Origin of the sequence: Terasakiella pusilla DSM 6293 (genome assembly GCF_000688235.1) — a bacterium.
Lineage (GTDB): Bacteria > Pseudomonadota > Alphaproteobacteria > Rhodospirillales > Terasakiellaceae > Terasakiella > Terasakiella pusilla.
The window spans coordinates 94279-115936 of the sequence record NZ_JHYO01000001.1; the positions used below are offsets into that span (position 1 = coordinate 94279).

The window sequence follows — 21658 nt, forward strand, 5'->3', positions numbered from 1 at the left end:
CCCAACACCTACAATAACGCGAATTTGCTGCGCACAAAAGTGTTGCATTGCATCAAGTGTAAAATAATTTTCAAACGCTTGCTATTGTTTACCTGAAGAGATCGCGTATGGTATTCTTTTTATGACGAAATGCTGCATGACGGAAAACACGACCATGTCCAAAGACAAAACCGACCTGCATGATTTGGCGGCGCAATATATGCAATTATGGCAAAAGCAAATCATGTCTCAATCCAATGAACGCATGATGCAGGACGCGCTCAAAACCTCCCAGACCTTAAACGAACAGATGGGCGAAGCGCTGAAGGGCTTCGACAGTCCCGAAAAAATTCAAAACTGGATGACCACATGGGCAGACACTTGGAAAGCACAAATTGAAGATGCGCAAGGAAAGCAAAACGCCAACCCGTTTTGGCCCCCGTCCCCTGCCGATGCATCTGGCCACCATAACAAACACGTGGCTGAGCTTGAAAAGCGCATTGCCGCACTTGAAGAACGGGTCCTTTCCCTGGAATCCGAACTTAAAGCCAAAAGCTGACGCCCTTCAAGACGCTTTGGCTGCCTATTCCGACAGCCAAATCAACGCGGCCCTTGATGCGGAGGCCTATGTCCGTGGCCTCGACTTTATTAGAGGGGTGCAAGCCTATCATCAGCACCCCTACCAGCGCGCCCTCCCCCCTGCCCCGACTGTTTGGCAGGAAGGCGGAAGTCGCTTGCTTGACTATGGCGGCCCCAAAGATGGCCCTGTCGTCCTGGCTATCCCTTCCCTTGTAAATAAGTCCTATATTCTCGACTTAACCGAAAAACGCAGCTTGATGCGCACCCTGTCCCAAAAGGGTGTGCGCAGCTATTTGATGGATTGGGGCGATGTCGGCCCCTCTGAGCGCACCATGGGACTGGAAGACTATATTCATGGTCGCCTCAACCGATGTGTTGATCATCTCATAAAAGAGACAAGCCGACCCGTTTGCCTCATCGGGTATTGCATGGGCGGGGTCTTGGCAACCGGGCTTGCTGCGCTGGAACCAGACAAGATCAACGGCCTTGCCTTACTCGCAACCCCCTGGGACTTTCATGCAGGCGAAGCTGGCTATCATCGTTTCATTCAAGCCAGCCAAGCCCCGCTCCAACAAACCATCGATAGCTTTAATGAATTGCCCGTCGATGTCTTGCAAAGCCTGTTTGCCGCCATTGATCCGTACAGCATCCTGTCAAAATTCGAAGATTTTTCCCGCCTTGATCCGGCAAGTGCCGAGGCACAACAGTTCGTCGCCATGGAAGATTGGCTCAACGATGGCGTCCCCTTAAGCGCCCCTGTCGCCAAAGAATGTCTGTTTGATTGGTATATCCACAACAAGCCGCATCACTTAGGCTGGGACATGGACGGCCACGTGATTGATCCGCGTGACATCACCTGCCCCACTGTCCTTTTCATCCCGGAAAAGGATCGAATCGTCCCCCGTGACTCCGCCCGCGCCCTCGGTTGTGCGCTTGCGAATGCCGAGATAAAACACGTCAAGGCCGGACATATCGGGATGGTCACGGGCAAGAGTGCTAAAAAATGTTTATACGACCCGCTTTCCAAGTGGCTGATCTCTCAAAATTTTTAGATTATTTTAAAATCCTATTACGCACGCGCACAATCATTGCTTGACCACGGGGCGGTGTCCTATACCTTATTAGCCTATGAGCGAGGGCATCAACGCCCATCCCTCATGGGGAAACATTTATTTCTAGGAGACAATAATTATGACTGAAGTCGTCATCGTCGGTGCTGCCCGTACAGCTGTCGGTAACTTTAGCGGAAGCCTTGCTTCTGTCCCTGCACACGAACTGGGTGCCACTGTGATTAAAGCTGCATTGGAGCGCGCGGGTGTTGATGCTGCAGACGTACAGGAAGTTTTCATGGGCCAAGTTCTGACAGGTGGATCTGGTCAAAACCCGGCACGCCAAGCGGCCATCGCTGCGGGCTGCCCAGAAGACTCTACTGCAATGACCATCAACCAGGTTTGTGGTTCCGGCCTGCGCGCTGTTGCCATGGGCATGCAATCCATCCTGTTGGGTGATGCAGATGTTGTCGTTGCCGGTGGTCAAGAAAACATGTCCTTGTCTCCGCACGTCATGCACCTGCGCAACGGTACAAAAATGGGCCCGTCCACAATGGAAGATACCATGATTAAAGACGGCCTGTGGTGTGCATTCAACGATTACCACATGGGCACTACAGCCCAAAACATCGCGGACAAATACAACATCAGCCGCGAAGAACAAGACGCCTTTGCAGCCGCTTCTCAAAACAAAGCCGAAGCTGCACGCAACGACGGTAAGTTTAAAGAAGAGATCGCACCGGTCACCATTAAACACCGCAAAGGTGAAGTTGTTTTTGATACGGACGAATTCATCAAAGACGGCGTGACACCGGAAGTACTTGGCAAGCTGCGCCCAGCCTTTTCAAAAGATGGCAGCGTGACAGCAGGCAACGCGTCCGGCATTAACGACGGTGCGTCTGTTGTGGTTCTGATGTCTAAGGAAGAAGCGGACAAACGCGGCCTGACGCCGCTGGCAACCATCCGTGCCTGGGCAACACATGGTGTTGATCCGAAAATCATGGGGACAGGTCCGGTTCCGGCTGTGAAAAAGGCTTTGGACAAAGCCGGTTGGTCCATCGATGACATCGATCTGGTTGAAGCCAACGAAGCCTTTGCTGCACAAGCCATTTCCGTCAACAAGGAACTGGGCTGGGATACAGACAAAGTCAACGTGAACGGCGGCGCGATTGCCATCGGTCACCCGATCGGGGCCTCCGGCAACCGTGTTCTAGTCACGTTGCTGCACGAAATGAAACGACGCGATTCTAAAAAAGGCGTTGCGACATTATGTATCGGCGGCGGTCAGGGCGTTGCCCTGTGCGTAGAACGCGCCTAATTTTTTGACGGGGCCTTTTACACTTTCAAGATGTAAAAGGCCCTAAGTCTTTGAAAACCGGATTGTTTACGGTTTTCGCCAAAGATGCTGATTTCTAGGGGAAATCTAGTTCTTTTATTTCAAAATTAAAGGTAGATTCTTTACAAAGCTTTCGCCACAATACGGCATCTTACATCTGAAGAAAAACACAGCAAAAATTGCAAACACAAAAAAGGGAAGATTAAAATGGGTCGTGTAGCATTAGTGACTGGGGGAACGCGCGGCATTGGACGTGCAATTTCGGAACGTCTGAAAGAAGCGGGTTACACCGTTGCAGCCAACTATGGCGGCAATGACGAAGCTGCAAAAAAATTCACGGAAGAAACAGGTATTGCCGCATATAAATGTGACGTCAGTGACTATGATGCCTGTCAAGCCATGCTGGCAAAAATCAAAGAAGATCTGGGCGCAGTCGAAGTGCTGGTCAACAACGCCGGGATCACCCGCGATGGCACCTTGCACCGCATGAGCGCGGAAAACTGGGAAGCGGTTATCGCAACCAACCTCAGCTCCTGCTTCAATCTGTGCCGTGGTGTGATTGACGACATGCGCGCCAACAGCTTTGGCCGGATAGTCAACATCGGGTCCATCAACGGTCAGGCCGGCCAGTATGGTCAAGTCAACTATGCCGCCGCAAAATCCGGTATCCACGGCTTTACAAAAGCCTTGGCACAGGAAGGCGCGGGCAAAGGTATCACGGTCAACGCCATTGCACCGGGCTATGTGGACACGGACATGGTCCGCGCTGTCCCGCCAGCCGTTCTGGAAAAAATCATTGCCAAAATCCCGATGGGTCGACTGGGTCGCGCGGACGATATCGCCCGTGGTGTTCTGTTCCTTGTGGCAGACGATGGCGACTTCATCACAGGTGCAACCCTGTCCATCAACGGTGGTCAGCACATGTACTAAGTTTTGTGCCCAGCGCAAAACTGGCAAAAGCCCTCGCCAATTTCGGCGGGGGCTTTTTCGTTCTGAGAGTCCGATCTTTTGCGGGGAGTAAGCCTCAATTGTGACGACAATCTAACCAACTTTGCCTTAATGGTGCCTAACTTAGATCGCATAAAGCGTTCAATGCGAATTATGTGGGTATGGGGCTCAAGGAACTATGGCTTTTAACATCAATGCATTTGCAAACCCCAAACGGTTTATGTGGCTGAGTGCGCTGCTTCTGCCGTGGGTTGCGGTGATCACTGTCCTTGCCACAGCGGCAGGTCTTTATTTCGCGCTGTTTGACTCACCGGTTGACTATCAACAAGGTGAAACCGTGCGCATTATGTATATTCATGTCCCCGCCGCGACCATGTCGATTGCGATTTATGTCTCCATGGCGATTGCCTCGGCCATGGGACTGATCTGGAAACATCCGCTGTCCGACTTGGCCGCAAAATGCATGTCCCCCATCGGCGCGGCCTTTACGTTCCTTGCGCTTATCACAGGCTCCCTATGGGGCAAGCCCATGTGGGGTACATGGTGGGTCTGGGATGCGCGCCTGACCTCCGAGCTTTTGCTGCTGTTTTTATATATGGGGCATATGGCGCTGCTCAACGCCTTTGACGACCCCAGCCGCGGCACAAAATCTGCGGGCATTTTATGTATTGTCGGTGTTATCAACGTACCGATTATCAAGTTTTCCGTAGACTGGTGGAACACCCTGCACCAGCCCGCCAGCCTGATGAAATCGGGCGGTCCAGCCATTCACCCGGATATGCTCTTGCCGCTGGGGCTGATGTGGTTGTGTTTTATGGGCTACTTTGTACTGGTGCTGTTTATCCGCATGCGCAGCGAAATTATTGCCTCCAAAGTGCGCGCGTTGCGTCTGCGTCAGGTTCATGGGTAAGGGAGATTGATTGATGGCTGAATTTTTCGAAATGGGTGGGCATGGCGCCTACATCTGGCCCTGCTACGGCATTACCGCTCTGCTGCTGATTACACTGCTGGCAACCAGCGTGAAATCCCTATCCAAAAGCAAGAAAGACCTGTTGGTGATGGAACAGCTTTCCCAAAAAGAGAGTAAAATCTGATGAAAAGAAAAACACGTCGTCTCTATATGGTTCTGGTCGGTCTCTGCGCGCTAGGTGCAGTGGCGGCTATCGTCCTCGCGGCTTTGGAAGATGATATTGTCTTTTTCTTCAGCCCCACCGAGATTATGGAAAAAGATGTCATCCCCGCCGATCAACGCATCCGCATTGGCGGGCTGGTCGAATCAGGGTCCGTGACCAAAGCCGCAGATGGCGTCACCAACCTGTTTTCCGTAACCGACATGGCAAATACCATTGAGGTCCAATACAAAGGCATTCTGCCTGACCTGTTTCGTGAAGGTCAGGGCGTGGTGACTGAAGGCTATTTTCAGGGCAAGACCCTGCTCGCCGATGAAGTGCTGGCAAAACACGACGAAAACTACATGCCGCCGGAAGTTGCCGAAGCCCTGAAAAAATCCGGCAAATGGAAAGAAGGCGAACCGATCAGCGAAGCGTTGAAAAACGGTCACGTCCCCGACGACGCCAAACCAGCGAAAGAGTATTGATATGATTGTAGAAATAGGCCATTTCGCGCTTATTCTGTCCCTATTTGTGGCGATTGTACAAGGGGTCGTTCCACTCGGAGCCTCCGCCGTCAACAATCGCCGCTGGATGGGGATTGCCGGCCCTGCCTCCATCGCGCAATTCCTGTTATTATGTGTCGCGTTTGCCGCCCTGACCCACGCGTTTGTGACGTCTGACTTCTCCGTACTCAACGTGGCGAACAACTCCCACACAGACAAGCCGATGCTGTATAAAGTCTCCGGCGTTTGGGGCAACCATGAAGGCTCCATGCTGCTGTGGGCCTTGATTTTGGCGACCTTTGGCTGCGCTGTCGAAGTTTTTGGCAAAAACCTGCCGGATGGGTTGAAAAACCGCACATTGGCGGTGCAGGCCCTGATCTCTGTCGGCTTTTTGCTGTTTATCCTTTTGACCTCCAACCCGTTTGAGCGTCTGATTAACGTGCCGATGAACGGTCAAAGCCTGAACCCGCTGTTGCAGGATCCGGGCCTTGCCTTCCATCCACCGTTTTTGTACCTCGGCTATGTGGGTTTCTCCATTGCCTATAGTTTCGCCATCGCCGCCCTGATCGAAGGCCGTGTGGATGAAAGCTGGGCCCGTTGGGTGCGCCCATGGACATTGGCGGCTTGGGTCTTCCTGACCATCGGGATCGCGCTTGGGTCATGGTGGGCCTACTATGAGCTCGGCTGGGGCGGCTGGTGGTTCTGGGATCCGGTTGAAAACGCGTCCTTCATGCCATGGCTTGCCGGTACAGCTCTCCTGCACTCCGCCATTGTTGTGGAAAAACGCGGGGCTTTGAAAAACTGGACCATCTTCCTCGCCATCATCACCTTTGGTTTGTCCTTGATGGGGACTTTCTTGGTGCGCTCCGGTGTGCTGACCTCCGTGCACGCCTTTGCAACCGACCCGGAACGCGGGATTTTCATTCTGATCCTGCTCTGTATCGCGATCGGTGGTTCCTTCGCCCTCTATGCGGTGCGCGGGCCAAGCCTGTCTGGTGGCGGGTTGTTTAAGCCGATTTCACGGGAAGGCTCCCTGCTGTTCAACAACTGGATTCTAACGACTGCAACCGGTGTTGTTCTCCTCGGGACGCTCTATCCCTTATTCATCGATGCGATTGATGCGGGCAAAGTCTCTGTGGGGGCGCCGTTCTATAACCGTGTGTTCATTCCCATCATGACGCCGTTGGTCATTTTAATGGCCTTGGGTCCGTTAATGTCGTGGAAGCGCACCGACGCAAAAGCAGTCCTATCACGCCTGTATCTGGTTTACGGCGCGACCCTGGCGGCGGTTGTTCTAACCTACATCCTCAAAGGTGAGGACGGTTGGGGCGGCTACCTTGGCATGGGGCTTGCGACGTGGCTTGCAACCGGTGTGCTGTGGGATATCGCTGAACGCGTCAAGCTGGGCCGTACCTCCTTTGGGGAAAGCCTCAAGCGTCTAAAACGTCAACCGCGCGCCACATGGGGCATGACCATTGCCCATTTGGGGCTGGCGGTGACCATTGCGGGCATGACCGGTGCGGGCAACTGGAAGGTTGAACAAATTCAGGTCATGAATTTTGGCGACCAACTGGAAGTCGCGGGCTTTACCTACACCTTTGACCATGTACGTGATGTGCGCGGGCCAAACTATAACGCCCTTGAAGGCACCTTCACGGTCGAAAAGGACGGTAAGTTCATCACCACCCTTCATTCTGAAAACCGCACCTATGACACGGGCGGCATGCCGACAACCGAAGCCGGGATTTACACCATGTTCTTGGGCGATCTTTATGCGGTGATCGGGGATAAATCCGGCGATGGCTATGTCACCCGTCTGTATTGGAACCCGCTTGTCGCGTGGCTCTGGGGCGGTAGCCTGATGCTCGCCTTTGGGGGATTGGTCAGCCTGACCGACCGCCGTCACCGCGTGGGTGCCCCGAAACGGGCCAAGACCAATCGCGCTGCAAATAACACCGCTGCAGAAGGAGCAAAAGCATGAGTTCGCGTCTTTTCTTTTTCATCCCTCTGGTGTTATTCGGCGTGCTGGTCATTTACTTTGCCGTCGGCCTGACCAAAGACCCCTCAAAACTTGATACCAAGGTGTTGCTCAACCAGCCGATGGGGGAATTCAAACTCATCCCCGTTAAAGGCCGCACAGAGGGTTTAACGTCTGAAGATGTGAAGGGCGAAGTCTCGCTGGTCAACTTCTTCGGGTCATGGTGTGTCGCCTGTTTGCAGGAACACCCCTTCTTCATGAAGCTGGCGGAAAAAAATGTGATCCCGCTGTATGGCGTTGATTGGGACGAGAAAAACCCCAATGACGTTGTGCGTTGGCTCGCCCGTCATGGCGACCCTTACACCAAAATCGGGGTGGATGTGACCGGCGAAACCATTATCGACTGGGGCATCACCGGCGCACCGGAAACCTTTGTGGTCGATAAAGAAGGCCTCATTCGCTACAAGCATTTGGGCCCTATTACCCAACGCTCTTGGAACGAAACGCTCTGGCCGCTGATTCAGGAGCTGCGCAAACAATGAAAAAGTTCATGATTGTTTTAGCGGCTCTGGTCGCCCTAAGCGCCCCTGCCCTTGCGGTAGAACCTGATGAAGTGCTGGATGATCCCATCCTTGAACAACGCGCGCGGGAAGTCTCCAAAGATTTGCGCTGTGTCGTCTGTCAAAACCAGTCCATCGACGATTCGGACTCCGGCATTGCCAAAAAAATGCGCGTCCTTGTACGTGATCGCATCAGTCAGGGCGACAGTAATCAGGAAGTTAAAGACTATCTGGTGTCGCGTTACGGTGATTTTGTCCTCTTAAAACCGCCGGTCAAAGCCAAGACCCTGATCCTGTGGTTCGGGCCAGCGGTTATGGTGGTCATCGGCCTGATCGGGATCATTTTTTACTACCGCCGCCGTGCGAAAGAAAAACCGGAGAATGCCGGGGCGAAACCCTTAAGCCCACAAGAAAAAGCCCGCCTTGAAGCCTTGTTGAAAGAAGAAGGAAATCAATCATGACGTTTTGGATTGCCGCCGCCCTACTGAGCGCGCTGACCCTTTTTCTTTTAGCCGCCCCCTTATGGCGCAAAAGCCGGGAAGAAACGGATCGTGCGGATTATGACCTCAGCGTCTTTAAAGATCAGTTGAAAGAACTCGATCGCGATCTGGAACGCAACCTGATCAGCAAAGAAGAAGCAGAGACAGCCCGTCTGGAAATCCAGCGACGCTTGCTCGCTGCTGATGACAACCGCAAAAAGAAACAGTCTTTCACCGGCAAAATCGGGACGAAATCACTGATCTTTAGCTTTGTACTGGGGATCACGGTTATTGTCGGCAGTGTCTTGATATATGGCAAACTGGGGATGCCGGGCTACGGCGATGTGCCTTATGCCTCGCGTGACATTGAACGCGAACACCGCGAAGCCAGCGGCGCAACAGACGGCATGCAAAAAGAGATTGCCGCCCTTAAAAAACGTCTGGAACAAGACGAAAAAGACGTGGATGCGTGGCTCCTGCTGGGTCGCACACTGCGCGCGGTTGGTCGCAATACCGAAGCCGTGGACGCGTTTGCCGGTGCTGTTAAACATTCTGATCGTCATCCGGCTGTTCTGGCTGACTTTGCCGAAGCCAAAATCTACGCGGATGAAGGTAACGTTAAACAAGTGACGTTCGATGCCTTGGTCGAAGCCCTGAAAAGCGACCCCATGCAGATGAAAGCGCGTTTCTATCTGGGCTACGCCAAAGCCCGCGTCGAAGATTATGAAGGCGCAATGCAGGACTGGACAGATCTGATCGCCATGGCGCCACCGCGCGCACCTTGGCTCGCACAGGTCAAAGAACAGTTGGTCGCCGCCGGTAAGGCCAGTGGCATCGACCCGCAAACCATAGAACCAAGCCCGCTTGCTAAAAACATTCGCAAACAACTGGCATTGGAATGGGAAGGCGAAGAAGAACAGCAGGCCCAACCGGGCCCAACCCGCGAACAGATGCAACAAGCCCAGCAAATGACGAATGAAGAACGCACAGAAATGATCCGTGGCATGGTGCAGCGTCTGGCAGACCGCCTTGAGGAAGAACCCGATGACATTGAAGGCTGGAAACGCCTTGCCAATGCCTATCAGGTCCTTGGGGAAAAGGACAAGGCCATCGAGGCCCGAAACAAGGTCCAGGAACTGCAAAGCAAAAACTAAAAGAAAACCCTTTCATACCAACCGTATGAAAGGGTTTTTTCTTTCAGGGTGAGGGGCGATACTTACGCCGCAAGCGCCTTTTCAATGGCGGCACGATCAAGGCCGTGTTTACCAATGATGACCAGCTGGGAGTTGCGGGTTTCATCCGCCGTCCACGGGCGATCAAAATAACGTTGGAAACGCGGGCCAACCCCTTGCACCACATGACGCATCGGCTTGCCCGGAATATCCAAAAACCCTTTAACGCGCAGAATGTCATGGGCATTCACCACGTCCAGCAAGCGCGCTTCCAACCCATCCGGGTCAGCGATAGGGCCGAGGGTGACGCAGAAGCTCTCAAATTCATCGTGGCTGTGATCATGATGATGATCGTGGTCATCGTCGTGATCATGATCGTCATCGTGATGATGTTCATGATGGGAATGACGTGCGTCCAGATCATCTTCAGCCGCCGCGTCCAGCCCCAACAGAATCGCCGGATCAACACGCCCGAAGTCAGTTTTGATAAACTTCACATGGTCGCGTACCTTGGCGGCCAATTCAGCATTGATCTCTTCCAGACGTTCCGGGCTCACCAGATCGGATTTGTTCAGCAACACCATATCCGCGCACAGAAGCTGGTCTTCAAACACATCTTCCAGCGGGTTATCATGATCCAGGTTTTCATCCGATTCGCGCATTTTTTGCACCATGGCTTCGTCATCGGCAAAACGGCCCATATCGACCGCGTGGGTGTCAATAACAGCGACCACACCATCAACGGTAACGCGGGTTTTGATCTCCGGCCAATTAAAGGCTTTGACCAACGGTTTGGGCAAGGCCAGACCGGAGGTTTCAATCACGATATGGTCCGGCGGGGTTTCACGTTCCAGCAATGCTTCCATCGTTGGCAAAAATTCATCCGCCACAGTGCAGCAGATGCAGCCGTTTGCCAGTTCAATAACGTTATCATCGCCGTTTTCGTCTTCGCAGCCTTCAATGCCGCACCCTTTGACCATTTCGCGGTCAACACCAAGATCACCAAATTCGTTGATGATGAGAGCAATGCGTTTGCCACCTGCATTTTCAAGCATATGACGCACGAGGGTCGTTTTACCGGCACCAAGGAAACCGGTGATCACTGTCGCTGGAATTTTCATGTTATCTCTTACTCTTTAAGGGTGAGGGGAAGTCCTGCCGCTATAAATAGCACACGATCGGCGGCTTGCGCCACTGCCTGATTAAGCCGGCCGGCCTGATCGCGAAACTTTCGGGCCAAGGCATTTTCAGGCACGATCCCTAAGCCGACTTCGTTGGATACAAGCACGATATCCTGCTTTGCTGCAACCAATGCTGCGCACAATTTGTTTGTTTCCAAAGAGATATCACACTCTTCTTCCATCAGGTTAAACAGCCAGAGCGTCAAACAATCCACCAACATCGGCCCTTGGCTGGATTGAATGAGATCGCTGATGTGAACCGGTTCTTCTATCGTCGTCCAAAGATGATTGCGCCTGTCTTTGTGAATTTGGACACGTTCCGCCATTTCCGCATCCCACACCCGTGAAGTGGCAAGGTAGGTGCCACCCCCCAACCCCTCGATTATTTTTTCCGCATGGGCCGATTTCCCCGATCGCGCACCGCCAAGGACAAGTGTAATCATCTAGCCGATCCTTACCGCATCAAAATAATAACTCGGGCTGAGATACTCAGCTTGCGCATCGATCAAGCGCAACTCGTCACTGTCATGGCGCGCAGTATCATCAATGATACTGTAGAGGGTCGAGGTCGCCAGCATCAGCGCTTCTTCCGGCTTTTCCCCCCGCAATGTATGGGCCAAAAACAAGGCCGCCAAGGTATCGCCGGTCCCTTTGGCGCGAATCGGGATTTGCGGGACCGTGACACGCCACGCCCCCTCATCAGACACAACCACGTTAGACAAAGTCATACGGTTGCCTTTTCGCCCCTTCAGAGCCGTAATCAAAATCGTCTTTGGCCCACGCGACCGGAGCTGATCAGCCGCAAAAAGGGTATCTGTCAGCGACTCTTGCGCACGACCCGTCAGATATTCCAGTTCAAACATATTGGGGGCCAAAATATCGGCATGGGAAATCAACTTATCGCGCACGAATTCCGCAATTTTGCTCTTCACGTAAATTTGGCGCGTAATATCACCGAATACGGGCGTACACATATACAGTGTATCAGGATTGATCCCCTTGATCCGTTCCACCGATTCGATGACGAATTCGCCAGTCTCAACGGAGCCGAGATAGCCAGACAGAACCGCATCGCAATGGGCGAAATGATCCAGTTGGTCAATCCCATCGACCATGCCGCGCATCGTCTTGACAGGCACGGTCGCGCCATCGTGGGACGCGTAGCCCGGATGGTTGGAAAAAAGCACAGTAGGCACCGCCCAGACTTCGAATCCAAGGCGTTGCATCGGAAAAACAGCAGCTGAATTACCCACATGGCCAACAGCTACAGTAGATTGAATCGATAGAATACTCATAGGTTTTGTTATACCCCATGATCTGCCCTTGCCAATGAGAAACTTTTGTTTATATTTTTCCGCAATTGCGAAATAAATAGTAACGTAAAATATCAAAAGGAAATGTCCAATGGCTGCAACAGCTCGTCCACGTCGTAGTGTCCTTTACATGCCCGGTTCCAACGCCCGTGCGCTTGAGAAGGGCCGTACCCTTCCGGCAGACGGTTTGATCCTTGATCTTGAAGATGCGGTCGCGCCAGATGCCAAAGAAATCGCCCGCCAGCAGATCGTTGATGCGGTCAAAGAAGGCGGCTACGGCATGCGCGAAATCCTGATCCGCACCAACGGCCTGAACACGCCTTGGGGCTATGACGATATCGTTGCCGCAAGCACATCTGGTGCCGATGGTATCTTATTGCCCAAAGTGGAAAGCGCGGACACCGTGCGTCAGGTCGAAGGGATCATGGACGCTGCCGGCGCCCCTGCCGATATGAAAATCTGGTGTATGATGGAAACCCCGCGCGGCATGCTGCACGCCGAAGAAATCGCCGATAGCACAGATCGTATGGGTGGCTTCGTGATGGGAACGTCCGACCTCGCCAAAGAACTGCGCTGCGCCCACACTATGATGCGCTTGCCTTTCATGATGTCCCTAAACGTCTGTATCCTTGCTGCGCGTGCGGCTGGCATTGCGATTCTGGATGGGGTGTATCTGGACCTGTCCGATGACGAAGGCTTTGCCGAACATTGCCAACAAGGCTTTGAGCTGGGCTTTGACGGCAAGACCCTGATCCACCCGAAAACGGTTGCCAAAGCCAATGAAGTCTTCGGTCCTTCTGAAAAAGAAGTCGCCTGGTCCCAAAAGATCATTGAAGCCCACGCCGAAGCTGAAAAAGCAGGCAAAGGCGTTGTTCTCGTGGACGGGAAACTGATCGAGAACCTGCACGTCGTGACCGCCAAACAAATTGTCGCCCAAGCCGAGGCCATCGCCAAGATGGAAGCTGAAGGCTAAGCCCAAGCCGCGACTTTTTAAAAGGCCCCTTGCGACAGCGGGGGCCTTTTTTCATGGCCCACGTCCCTCCACACAAAAGCCAAAAAAAGACCCCCGCACAGGCAGGGGTCAAGTTGGTTTACAATTGAAGCAGAAGGAGAGAGACGAAAAATCTACTTATTCGTAAGTTCGAATGTCATCAATGACTTTGCCGTCATTGGCAAGACTACCCGGTGCGACAAATTCCACCGCACCGCGCAGCTTACAAATATTCTGCACTTCGGCAGAAATTGCTTGGGCCAGCGTATCGGTACCATGTTCCACTTCGACCTGAAGGGTCATGGCATCGCGGTTATCGTCACTGCTGACAACCAGACGCCCGCGTTTAATCTCGTCAAAGCTTTTTACGACCGCATCGACCTGTTTCGGGTCCACAAACATGCCTTTCACTTTGGTGCGTTGATCTGCACGGCCCATCCAGCCTTTGATGCGCATGTTGGTGCGCCCACAGGGGCTTTCGCCTTCCAAGACAGCCGACAGATCGCCTGTCCCGAAACGGATCAACGGATACGTGCGGGAACTCAGGTTTGTGACAACGACTTCCCCGACCTCACCCGGTGCAACCGGATCATTGGTACCGGGGCGTACGATCTCGACAATCGCTTTTTCATCCACAATCAGACCTTCACGCGCTGATGTTTCATAAGCGATCGCGCCCACATCTGCTGTCGCATAGACCTGCACAATTTCAATACCGCGTGCGATAAACCAATCGCGCAAAGACGGTGGCAAGGCCTCACCGGTAACCAAGGCCTTTTTGAAACAAGTTGTTTCAATCCCCTTGGCATCGGCCTTTTCCAGTAGAATGCGGAAGAAAGAAGGAGTTCCGCAATAGCCGTTCGGCTGAATATCGCGGATCACTTCCAACTGTTGTTCCGTATTGCCTGGGCCTGCGGGAATAACACCACAGCCCAACGCACGTGCCCCACTATCCAGAATGAAGCCCCCCGGCGTCAAATGATAGGACAGCGTGTTCAAAACAACGTCACCAGCACGGAACCCCGCAGCAAAGAACGCCCGCGCCGTTGACCAGTAATCTTCCTCGCGGCCTTCCGGATCATAGATCGGACCCGGCGACTGGAACAAACGGCCCATCGGTGCGGCACTCAGCCCCCCAAAAGGCGGGTTTTGGCGTTGCAAATCAATAAGGTCGGATTTGCGCGTAACAGGGATTTGTGCCAATGCTGCCCGATCTGTCACGCTGGACGGATCGATATTTTTCAACAAATCACCGAAATAAGGCGCGTTGGCTTTTGCATGAACGAGTTGCTCTGACAGTTTTTTAAACTGATCTTCTTCACGCGTAGATTGATCGCGTGTTTCCAAAGCATCGAAAAAGGTTTGGTTGCCCATGGCTAATACCTGTTTTTATTTTTTTGAGAAAGTAAGTCAGAAAAGGGTGCGTTCGCCTTTACAACCAACGCTTACGACGTTTGTAGGATTTCAGGTTCTTGAACGACTTGCGCTCTTCCCCACCGCCGCCGAGGTAGAATTCTTTTACGTCTTCGTTGTTCAGCAACTCTTCACGTGTGCCGTCCAATACGATTTTGCCGGATTCCATGATATACCCGTAGTCACAGTGTTTCAGGGCCATATTGGCATTCTGTTCAACCAGCAACATGGTAATGCCCAGCTCTTTGTTCAGGGTGCGGATGATCTCGAACACCTCTTTCACCAACAGCGGGGACAGACCCATGCTTGGCTCGTCCAGCAGGATCATATCCGGCTTGGACATAATCGCACGACCAATCGCCAACATCTGTTGCTCCCCACCGGAAAGATAACCGGCAAGGCCTGTCCGTTCTTTCAAACGCGGGAAGTAGTGGAACACTTTTTCAATGTCAGCCTTGATCTCGGAAGCGCTGTCTTTACGGGTATAGGCCCCAAGGCGCAGGTTTTCGATGACCGTCATATCTTCAATGATACGGCGGCCTTCCATCACCTGAAAGATACCATCACGCACGATCTTGTCCGGGCTGCCGTTTGCAATGTTTTGACCGTTATACGTGACATCACCGCGCGTGACTTCGCCATCTTCCGTCCCCAACAGGCCGGAGATTGCTTTCAGGGTGGTTGATTTACCGGCACCGTTCGGGCCGAGCAACGTTACCAGTGCGCCTTTGGGAACTTCCAGACTCACACCGCGCAATACCAGGATAACCTCGTCGTAAACCACTTCAATGTTGTTTACGCTCAGCATCATTTCTGCGTTTTCTTGTGCCAAAGCTGCCTCAGCCATTTTGTATTCCTTTTCCCTGTGCCCTTTAAATCGTGGGCGGATTTGTTTGTTAAATTTCTAAATAAATATCTTTTAAAGAAAGTGGGTGGGGCACCCATAATAGGCAGGCGCCCCTTCACCTCAGGAAGGATTCCTTAGAGGCCGAGCCACTCCGGTTTACGCTCCAGTTTCGCATCAAACAGCTTCGTCATGCCGATTGTGCCTGCTTTTAGCAGTTCTGGAACAGTTGCGTTTGCAGCCGCGTCTTCTTTTACGTTTGCTTGGTAAACATAAACGTCCATGTGACCGCGGTGGTCATCTTCTGTCCATGTACCGGCCGGGCAAACACCTTCAAGACCAGCAGGGACCCAGTCTTTCTTCTGGTACATGCCTTTCTTGATGTTTTCGCCAGTGATGCCGCCGTTTACAGCCGCCCATTCCATCGCTTCTTTCATGTAGTAGAAAGAACAAACGCCGCGCATGTAGTGAACCGCGTGGTGTTCTTGGTTAGAACCGGCAGCGTTGATTTTCTTAACCAGTTCCATGCCCGGTACGTCAGCGCCAAACGCCGCAGCACCCATCGGGAAGACAACGCCGTCAGCAGACTTACCAGCCGCTTTCATAACGTTTTCGTCCATACCCCAAACGTTTGTCAGGAACTGCACGTCTGCACCAACAGCGTCACAGGATTTCAGCAGGGAAATACCGGAACCCCCTGTGTTTGCAAGATAAGCGTACTGTGCGCCAGACTCTTTCAAAGACAAGCACTGCGCTTTAAAGTCGCCCGCTTTCATAGAATAAACAATGTCGGTACCAACTTCGAAACCAAGGTCTTCCGCATAGCCTTTAGCCGCTTTTTTCGCAGCGTTCGGGTACGGGTGGTTGTCGCCCATGTAAACGAACTTCGGCTTCGCAATGCCTTTTTCTTTTGCATCAGCAGCCGCCCACTGGATTACAGCGCGCGCGCCGTCAGAGTAGGACGGGCCAGCAAAGAAGTTGTACGGAGCCGCTTTTTTAGTGTGCTCAGACTTGGCTTTCGGGTCCTGCAAGTGTGCAGAGTAAGACGCAGAATAGTAAGGGATCTTGTCACGAGAAACAAAACCAACCAGTGCTTCCGTATCCGCTGTACCCCAGCCCTGAATAACAGCAACGCCTTCAGACTTCCATTTTTTGTACTGGGCAATCGCACGCGGCGCAGCGTACGCATAGTCAACTGTGTCCAGATCAACTTGCATACCAGCAATCCCGCCGTTTGCGTTGATGTAAGCAGCCGCATCTTCCTTACCTTTTGTGAAAGGCTTGGAAACAGAAGCTGTCGGACCTGTCAGGTCAGCGAGGTTAGCAATCAGAACTTTGTCCGCTGCCAGTGCAGAACCGGCAAATGCAACTGCTGTTGTTGTGGCCAAAAGGCCGGATAGTAATTTGCGCATAGAATGCGTCTCCCTTAGTAAAGTTAACCTTCCTGTGAGGTGATCCGGGGCGTTTTTATTGTGTTCTCGCCCCACTATTCTTAAAAAGAATTCCTTGGTTAGTAAGAGAATGGATACAGCTTCCAATAAGCTTTGATCATCCGCCAGCGGTGGGCAAGCCCATCGGGTTCAAAGATCAAGAACAGCACAATCGCCGCACCGATAACCATCTCTTTCATAAAGTTGATCCCTTCTGTAATCGCCGGGATGTTCCCCCACGATGTCGAAGTAATAATGCTCGCCGCTTCCTGCATGATCTCCGGCAGGAGCACCATAAAGACGGTCCCCATCAAAGACCCCATGACACTGCCCAGACCACCGATAATAATCATGCCGATAAACTGAATGGACAGTAACAGGTTGAAGCTTTCAACGGATACATATTGCAGATAGTGCGCAAACAAAGCCCCGGCGATGCCCGCATAGAAGGACGAAATCCCGAAGGACAGAACACGGTACCATGTCAGGTTGATGCCCATAACTTCTGCAGACAGATAGTGGTCACGCACCGCAATAAAGGCACGGCCATCGCGTGAACGCATCAGGTTCGCTGCAAGAATGTACATGGCGATCATATAGACCAGCACCACATAGTAGTAGCTGCGATCACCGGAGATGGCAAAACCGAAGATCTCAAACGGGTTGGCAAGCGCCCCCGCGGCCCCACCTGTAAACCAGTCTGCACGGGCAAAGAAGTCTTCCAGAATGAACTGGGACGCCAATGTCGCAATCGCAAGATACAGACCTTTAATACGTGCAGCCGGCATCCCGAAGATCATCCCGACAGCCATGGTCAGAACACCCGCTAGCGGAATGGAAAAGAAGACCGGAATAGAGAAGTCGTTGTTCATCCACGCAGAGGCAAAGGCACCGAAGCCGAAGAACGCAGCATGGCCGAGGGAAATCTGACCCGTAAAACCGACCAGAATATTCAAACCTAAAGCCCCGATCGACAGATAGCCGATCTGAATCATCAAGGTCAGTAATGTATCGCTGACAAAGCTGAATTCACCAATCTGCAAGGGCGCAATAACACATAGCAGTACACCGAGGATTGCAAATTTCTTGGACATAGGGGTCGGAAAGATGGTTGTGTCTTTCTCGTAGGTGGTGCGGAATTCACCGCACCGCATCATGTTATAACCAGCCATCTAATTATACTCGCTCAATATCTTTGGTGCCAAACAAGCCGTACGGTTTAATCATCAAAATGATGACCAGCACGTAGAACGGCGCAATGGTGTACATGTTGCCGACTTGGAACCACTGTCCGTCAGCATATTCCGCAAAGTTCTCCAATAGGCCAATGATCACACCACCGACGATCGCGCCGATAATGGAGTCAAGACCACCCAGGATCACCGCCGGGAAAACCTTAATCCCGATGAAGGCCAAGGTGTCGGAAACGCCGTTTACGATCCCGATAACCACACCGGCAACCGCGGACACAACCGCACTGATCGCCCAAGCCATCGCAAATACGTTTTTAACGGAAATCCCCAGAGACTGTGCAACCTGCTGATCAAAAGCCGTCGCACGCATCGCCAAACCATGTTTGGAGGATTTAAAGAACCATGCAAAGCCGATCATGATAAAGAGGGAGATCCCCAAGCTCATGATATAGGCTGTCTGGATCATCATCCCGAAAATTTCCACCGTTTCGGTTTCAAACACTTTCGGGAACGGCTGTACGTTCACACCGAATATCCATTTCATACCGGCCTGGAAGAACAGGCTCAAACCGATCGTCACCATGATCACCGAAATAATCGGCTCACCAATCATTGGACGCAAAACGACAGTTTGTAAGACGATGCCAAACACCGTCATAAAGGCCAGTGTAAACAGGAAGCCAACAACAAACGGTAGCTCCCAAGTGGTGAGGAACCACCAGCATACCCAAGCACCAATGAGCAAAAACTCACCTTGGGCGAAGTTAACAATTTGGGTCGATTTGTAGATCAGAACGAAGCACATCGCGACAACACCATACAGTGCACCGATGATGAGCCCGTTCATGAGCAGCTGACCAAGTAGATCCCAGTTCATCTCGTTTCTCTCCCTTATTCAGCCGCAGCTTTTGTTTGTACAGAGGTGGCGCCGTCCATCGTTTCGACCTTCAGGTCTGTGACGATGCGCGACTTGGAGCCATCCTGGAATGTAATCAACGTGTCGATATGAACTTCAGGCTTATCTTCATAAATCGCATCGATGATATCTGCGTATTTTTCTGCAACCACTTTACGACGAACCTTACGGGTCCGCGTCAATTCGCCATCGTCCGCATCCAGTTCTTTGTACAACAGAACAAATTTCTGGATTTGCTGCGCTTCTGGCAAGGTGGCGTTTACATTTTCAATCTCGCGCTTCACCTGCTCGTAAACCTGTGGCAGCGCGGAGATGTTTGTATAGTTGGTAAAGGCGATCTGGTTTTGCTCACACCATTTGGACACGATGGAGAAACGGATACCTGTAGAGGTTTCCGCCAAATCCTTGATCCGGTCGATAACCACCAGATGACCGTTTTCTTTCTTGAAGTAACCGGCATCACCTGTATGCATCCAGCCGTCACGGACGTCTTCTTTCGTGGCTTCTTCGTTTTTGTAGTAGCCAAGGAACATGCCGCTGTTTCTGGAAACGATCTCCCCCACACCTTCTTCGTCGGGATTAATGATCTTGATTTCCGCATTATCAAACGGGAAGCCGACACTATCAAAATCGATATCGTCGCCGCGGTGGATGGTATAAGCACCCGCCATTTCCGTTTGACCGTAAAGCTGTTTCAACGGCACACCCATCGCGAGGAAGAAACGGAACGTATCCGGCCCCATCGCCGCCCCACCGGTTGCGGCAGAACGCAGGTTGGTAAAGCCAAGACGGTCACGCAACGCGCGGAACAGGATAAAGTCCGCGAGCTTGGAACGTTCGCCACGATCCAGCGCTTCCATGCCCAGCTTCATGCCCCATTCAAACATTTTCTGTTTAAACTTGGTGGAGTCCATCATGCGGGCACGCACGTCAGCGGCGATGTTTTCCCAGACACGCGGCGCAAGCAGAACGAAGCTTGGGCCGATTTCGCGCAGGTCAGCCATCATCGTTTCCGGCTCTTCCACGAAGTTGACGATCACACGTGCGATCAGCGCCTGCGACACAACATAGACCTGCTCCATAATCCATGGCAGCGGCAGAACAGATACATAGTTGTCGCCCGGCTCACGCCCATCGGCGCGCAAATACGCCAAAGAATGATCAAGGAACGGACCGGACTGCAACATGGTCAGCTTCGGATTGGATGTTGTACCGGACGTGGTACACAGGATCGCCACATCATCGGCTTTCCCCATATCAACCAACTCATCATAAAGCTTCGGATTCTTTTCCAGCTCTTTACGCGCCAGTTCTTTCAGGTCTTCGTGATCCATCAAGCGCGGGTCGTCATACTTACGCATGCCACGCGGGTCACAATAAATGATGTGTTTGATGGACGTTACATCTTCCAGTTCCAGCAGCTTATCGACCTGCTCTTCATCTTCCGCGATCACGACTTTCGTTTCCGCATAGTTGATGAGGTAGGAGGCTTCCGGGCCGAGCGAGTCTTCGTAAATCCCCATGGACATGGACCCGATGGCCTGGGCTGCAACTTCACCCCACACCCATTCCGGGCGGTTTTTACCCAACAGGCCGACTGTATCACCTTTGCCGCAGCCCAGCGCGTGCATGCCAACGGACAGAAGCATTACTTCTTCGTTGTAATCGGCCCAGGTAAACTCGTTCCAGATCCCGTATTCCTTTTCGCGCATCGCGATTTCATTGGGCCAATTCTGGGCGTTGTATCGCAGGATTTTAGGAAAGGTATCGTGCACCTTGATATCGCAATAATTGCTCATGTTAAGCGACCTCGCCTTCGGCTTCATCATCTTCATCAACACCCAGATAGGCGCGTTTCACATAATCGTTTTTCATAATTTCATCAGGCAAGCCTTCAGCAATATTTTTACCGAAGTCCAGTACCATTACGCGTTCAGAAATATCCATGACCACACCCATATCGTGCTCGATCATGACAACTGTCATGCCCCACTCTTCATTCAGGTCACAGATATAGCGCGCCATATCTTCTTTTTCTTCCAGGTTCATCCCTGCCATTGGCTCATCTAACAGCAAAAGGTCAGGACGCAACGCAACAGCACGCGCCAATTCAACGCGCTTGCGCAAACCATAAGACAGCGTACCGGCAACAGATTTTCGAATGTGGGAGATTTCAAGAAAATCAATAATGTCTTCAGCTTCGCGACGGTGGAGCAATTCCTCCTTCTGCGCGCCGCCAAACCAGTACAAACCGCCGTTCAGGAAGTTATTTTTCATCAGGTGATGACGCCCCACCATGATGTTGTCCAAAACCGTCATATGCGCAAACAGCGCCAAGTTCTGGAACGTCCGCCCCATGCCCAGTTCGGCACGGTGGTTCGGTGTCATCTTGGTGACTTCCTGGCCATTGAATTTAATAGAACCCTCTTGTGGCGAATACCGCCCGGAGATGCAGTTCAACAACGATGTTTTCCCGGCGCCGTTTGGGCCGATGATGGAAAATAACTCGCCTTTTTTTACATCGAAGGTGACATTGCTCAATGCGCGCACACCGCCAAAACGCAATGAAATGTCATTGACTTCCAAAATGGGCGTTTGCCCTGTCATGCTTATTCTCCCAGTTATATCGGCCCCTTAAGATAAGCCGTTACTTTATTTGCTTTTTTTGCGATCTTTAGCGTA

Annotated in this window: 22 protein-coding genes; 12 read left to right on the forward strand and 10 right to left on the reverse strand. The window is 52.2% G+C overall.

What is annotated here, in order from left to right; translation table 11 throughout:
* Positions 1-136: 136 nt before the first annotated feature.
* From Q397_RS23700 to ccmI, 11 genes are all read left to right on the forward strand, one after another.
* The gene (locus Q397_RS23700) at positions 137-538 is read left to right on the forward strand and encodes a hypothetical protein (RefSeq protein ID WP_051609560.1); all 402 of its coding nucleotides are present in this window, start codon (positions 137-139) and stop codon (positions 536-538) included.
* Positions 468-1610 carry an alpha/beta fold hydrolase gene (locus tag Q397_RS0100530; RefSeq protein WP_240475002.1) on the forward strand — a complete coding sequence of 381 codons (1143 nt, stop codon included), beginning with the start codon at positions 468-470 and terminating at the stop codon, positions 1608-1610. Before Q397_RS23700 ends, Q397_RS0100530 begins: the two co-directional genes overlap by 71 nt.
* A 139-nt stretch (positions 1611-1749) precedes the next feature.
* Positions 1750-2925, forward strand: a complete 1176-nt coding sequence (locus Q397_RS0100535) for an acetyl-CoA C-acetyltransferase (protein ID WP_028877754.1) — start codon at positions 1750-1752, stop codon at positions 2923-2925.
* 225 nt (positions 2926-3150) lie between these two features.
* Entirely contained in the window at positions 3151-3873 is a 723-nt protein-coding gene (gene phbB / locus Q397_RS0100540) for an acetoacetyl-CoA reductase (RefSeq protein WP_028877755.1), read from the forward strand.
* A gap of 208 nt (positions 3874-4081) precedes the next feature.
* The gene (locus Q397_RS0100545; RefSeq protein WP_028877756.1) at positions 4082-4801 is read left to right on the forward strand and encodes a heme ABC transporter permease; all 720 of its coding nucleotides are present in this window, start codon (positions 4082-4084) and stop codon (positions 4799-4801) included.
* A gap of 13 nt (positions 4802-4814) precedes the next feature.
* Complete coding sequence (gene ccmD / locus Q397_RS24580; protein WP_084148871.1) at positions 4815-4985, forward strand: heme exporter protein CcmD; 171 nt, start codon at positions 4815-4817, stop codon at positions 4983-4985.
* Complete coding sequence (ccmE, locus tag Q397_RS20355; RefSeq protein ID WP_051609561.1) at positions 4985-5488, forward strand: cytochrome c maturation protein CcmE; 504 nt, start codon at positions 4985-4987, stop codon at positions 5486-5488. Before ccmD ends, ccmE begins: the two co-directional genes overlap by 1 nt.
* A 1-nt stretch (position 5489) precedes the next feature.
* Positions 5490-7487, forward strand: a complete 1998-nt coding sequence (locus tag Q397_RS0100560) for a heme lyase CcmF/NrfE family subunit (protein WP_028877757.1) — start codon at positions 5490-5492, stop codon at positions 7485-7487.
* Positions 7484-8026 (forward strand): DsbE family thiol:disulfide interchange protein, encoded by a 543-nt coding sequence (locus tag Q397_RS0100565; RefSeq protein WP_028877758.1) that lies wholly within the window; start codon positions 7484-7486, stop codon positions 8024-8026. Before Q397_RS0100560 ends, Q397_RS0100565 begins: the two co-directional genes overlap by 4 nt.
* A complete protein-coding gene (locus Q397_RS0100570; protein WP_028877759.1) occupies positions 8023-8505 on the forward strand; it encodes a cytochrome c-type biogenesis protein in 483 nt (160 codons plus the stop codon). The genes Q397_RS0100565 and Q397_RS0100570 overlap by 4 nt, the downstream gene beginning before the upstream one ends.
* The gene (gene ccmI / locus Q397_RS0100575) at positions 8502-9677 is read left to right on the forward strand and encodes a c-type cytochrome biogenesis protein CcmI (RefSeq protein WP_028877760.1); all 1176 of its coding nucleotides are present in this window, start codon (positions 8502-8504) and stop codon (positions 9675-9677) included. The genes Q397_RS0100570 and ccmI overlap by 4 nt, the downstream gene beginning before the upstream one ends.
* 62 nt (positions 9678-9739) lie before the next feature.
* On the opposite strand, the gene cobW is transcribed toward ccmI, so the two are convergent.
* From cobW to pdxY, 3 genes are read right to left on the reverse strand one after another with little or no spacing between them, the layout of a single operon-like run.
* Positions 9740-10816: a cobalamin biosynthesis protein CobW gene (gene cobW, locus Q397_RS0100580; RefSeq protein ID WP_028877761.1), complete on the reverse strand. Its 1077-nt coding sequence runs from the start codon at positions 10814-10816 to the stop codon at positions 9740-9742.
* An 8-nt stretch (positions 10817-10824) separates the two neighbouring features.
* On the reverse strand, positions 10825-11319 hold the full coding sequence (cobU, locus tag Q397_RS0100585) for a bifunctional adenosylcobinamide kinase/adenosylcobinamide-phosphate guanylyltransferase (protein ID WP_205618776.1): 495 nt from the start codon (positions 11317-11319) through the stop codon (positions 10825-10827).
* Positions 11320-12171 carry a pyridoxal kinase PdxY gene (gene pdxY, locus Q397_RS0100590; RefSeq protein ID WP_038012380.1) on the reverse strand — a complete coding sequence of 284 codons (852 nt, stop codon included), beginning with the start codon at positions 12169-12171 and terminating at the stop codon, positions 11320-11322.
* Positions 12172-12280: 109 nt separating this feature from the next.
* Between pdxY and Q397_RS0100595 the strand changes: the two genes are divergently transcribed.
* Complete coding sequence (locus Q397_RS0100595; RefSeq protein ID WP_028877764.1) at positions 12281-13162, forward strand: HpcH/HpaI aldolase/citrate lyase family protein; 882 nt, start codon at positions 12281-12283, stop codon at positions 13160-13162.
* Positions 13163-13318: 156 nt separating this feature from the next.
* Here the strand turns inward: Q397_RS0100595 and Q397_RS0100600 are convergent, their stop codons facing one another.
* The 7 genes from Q397_RS0100600 to Q397_RS0100630 form a co-directional block, all read right to left on the reverse strand.
* A complete protein-coding gene (locus Q397_RS0100600) occupies positions 13319-14554 on the reverse strand; it encodes a phenylacetate--CoA ligase family protein (RefSeq protein WP_028877765.1) in 1236 nt (411 codons plus the stop codon).
* Between the two features lie 58 nt (positions 14555-14612).
* On the reverse strand, positions 14613-15440 hold the full coding sequence (locus Q397_RS0100605; RefSeq protein ID WP_028877766.1) for an ABC transporter ATP-binding protein: 828 nt from the start codon (positions 15438-15440) through the stop codon (positions 14613-14615).
* Between the two features lie 134 nt (positions 15441-15574).
* Positions 15575-16849 carry an ABC transporter substrate-binding protein gene (locus Q397_RS0100610; protein WP_038012383.1) on the reverse strand — a complete coding sequence of 425 codons (1275 nt, stop codon included), beginning with the start codon at positions 16847-16849 and terminating at the stop codon, positions 15575-15577.
* A 98-nt stretch (positions 16850-16947) separates the two neighbouring features.
* Positions 16948-18039 (reverse strand): branched-chain amino acid ABC transporter permease, encoded by a 1092-nt coding sequence (locus Q397_RS0100615; RefSeq protein ID WP_028877768.1) that lies wholly within the window; start codon positions 18037-18039, stop codon positions 16948-16950.
* Positions 18040-18043: 4 nt separating this feature from the next.
* Positions 18044-18937 carry a branched-chain amino acid ABC transporter permease gene (locus Q397_RS0100620; RefSeq protein WP_028877769.1) on the reverse strand — a complete coding sequence of 298 codons (894 nt, stop codon included), beginning with the start codon at positions 18935-18937 and terminating at the stop codon, positions 18044-18046.
* A gap of 14 nt (positions 18938-18951) precedes the next feature.
* Entirely contained in the window at positions 18952-20775 is a 1824-nt protein-coding gene (locus Q397_RS0100625; RefSeq protein ID WP_028877770.1) for an AMP-binding protein, read from the reverse strand.
* A 1-nt stretch (position 20776) separates the two neighbouring features.
* Complete coding sequence (locus tag Q397_RS0100630) at positions 20777-21583, reverse strand: ABC transporter ATP-binding protein (RefSeq protein ID WP_028877771.1); 807 nt, start codon at positions 21581-21583, stop codon at positions 20777-20779.
* Between the last annotated feature and the right edge of the window lie 75 nt (positions 21584-21658).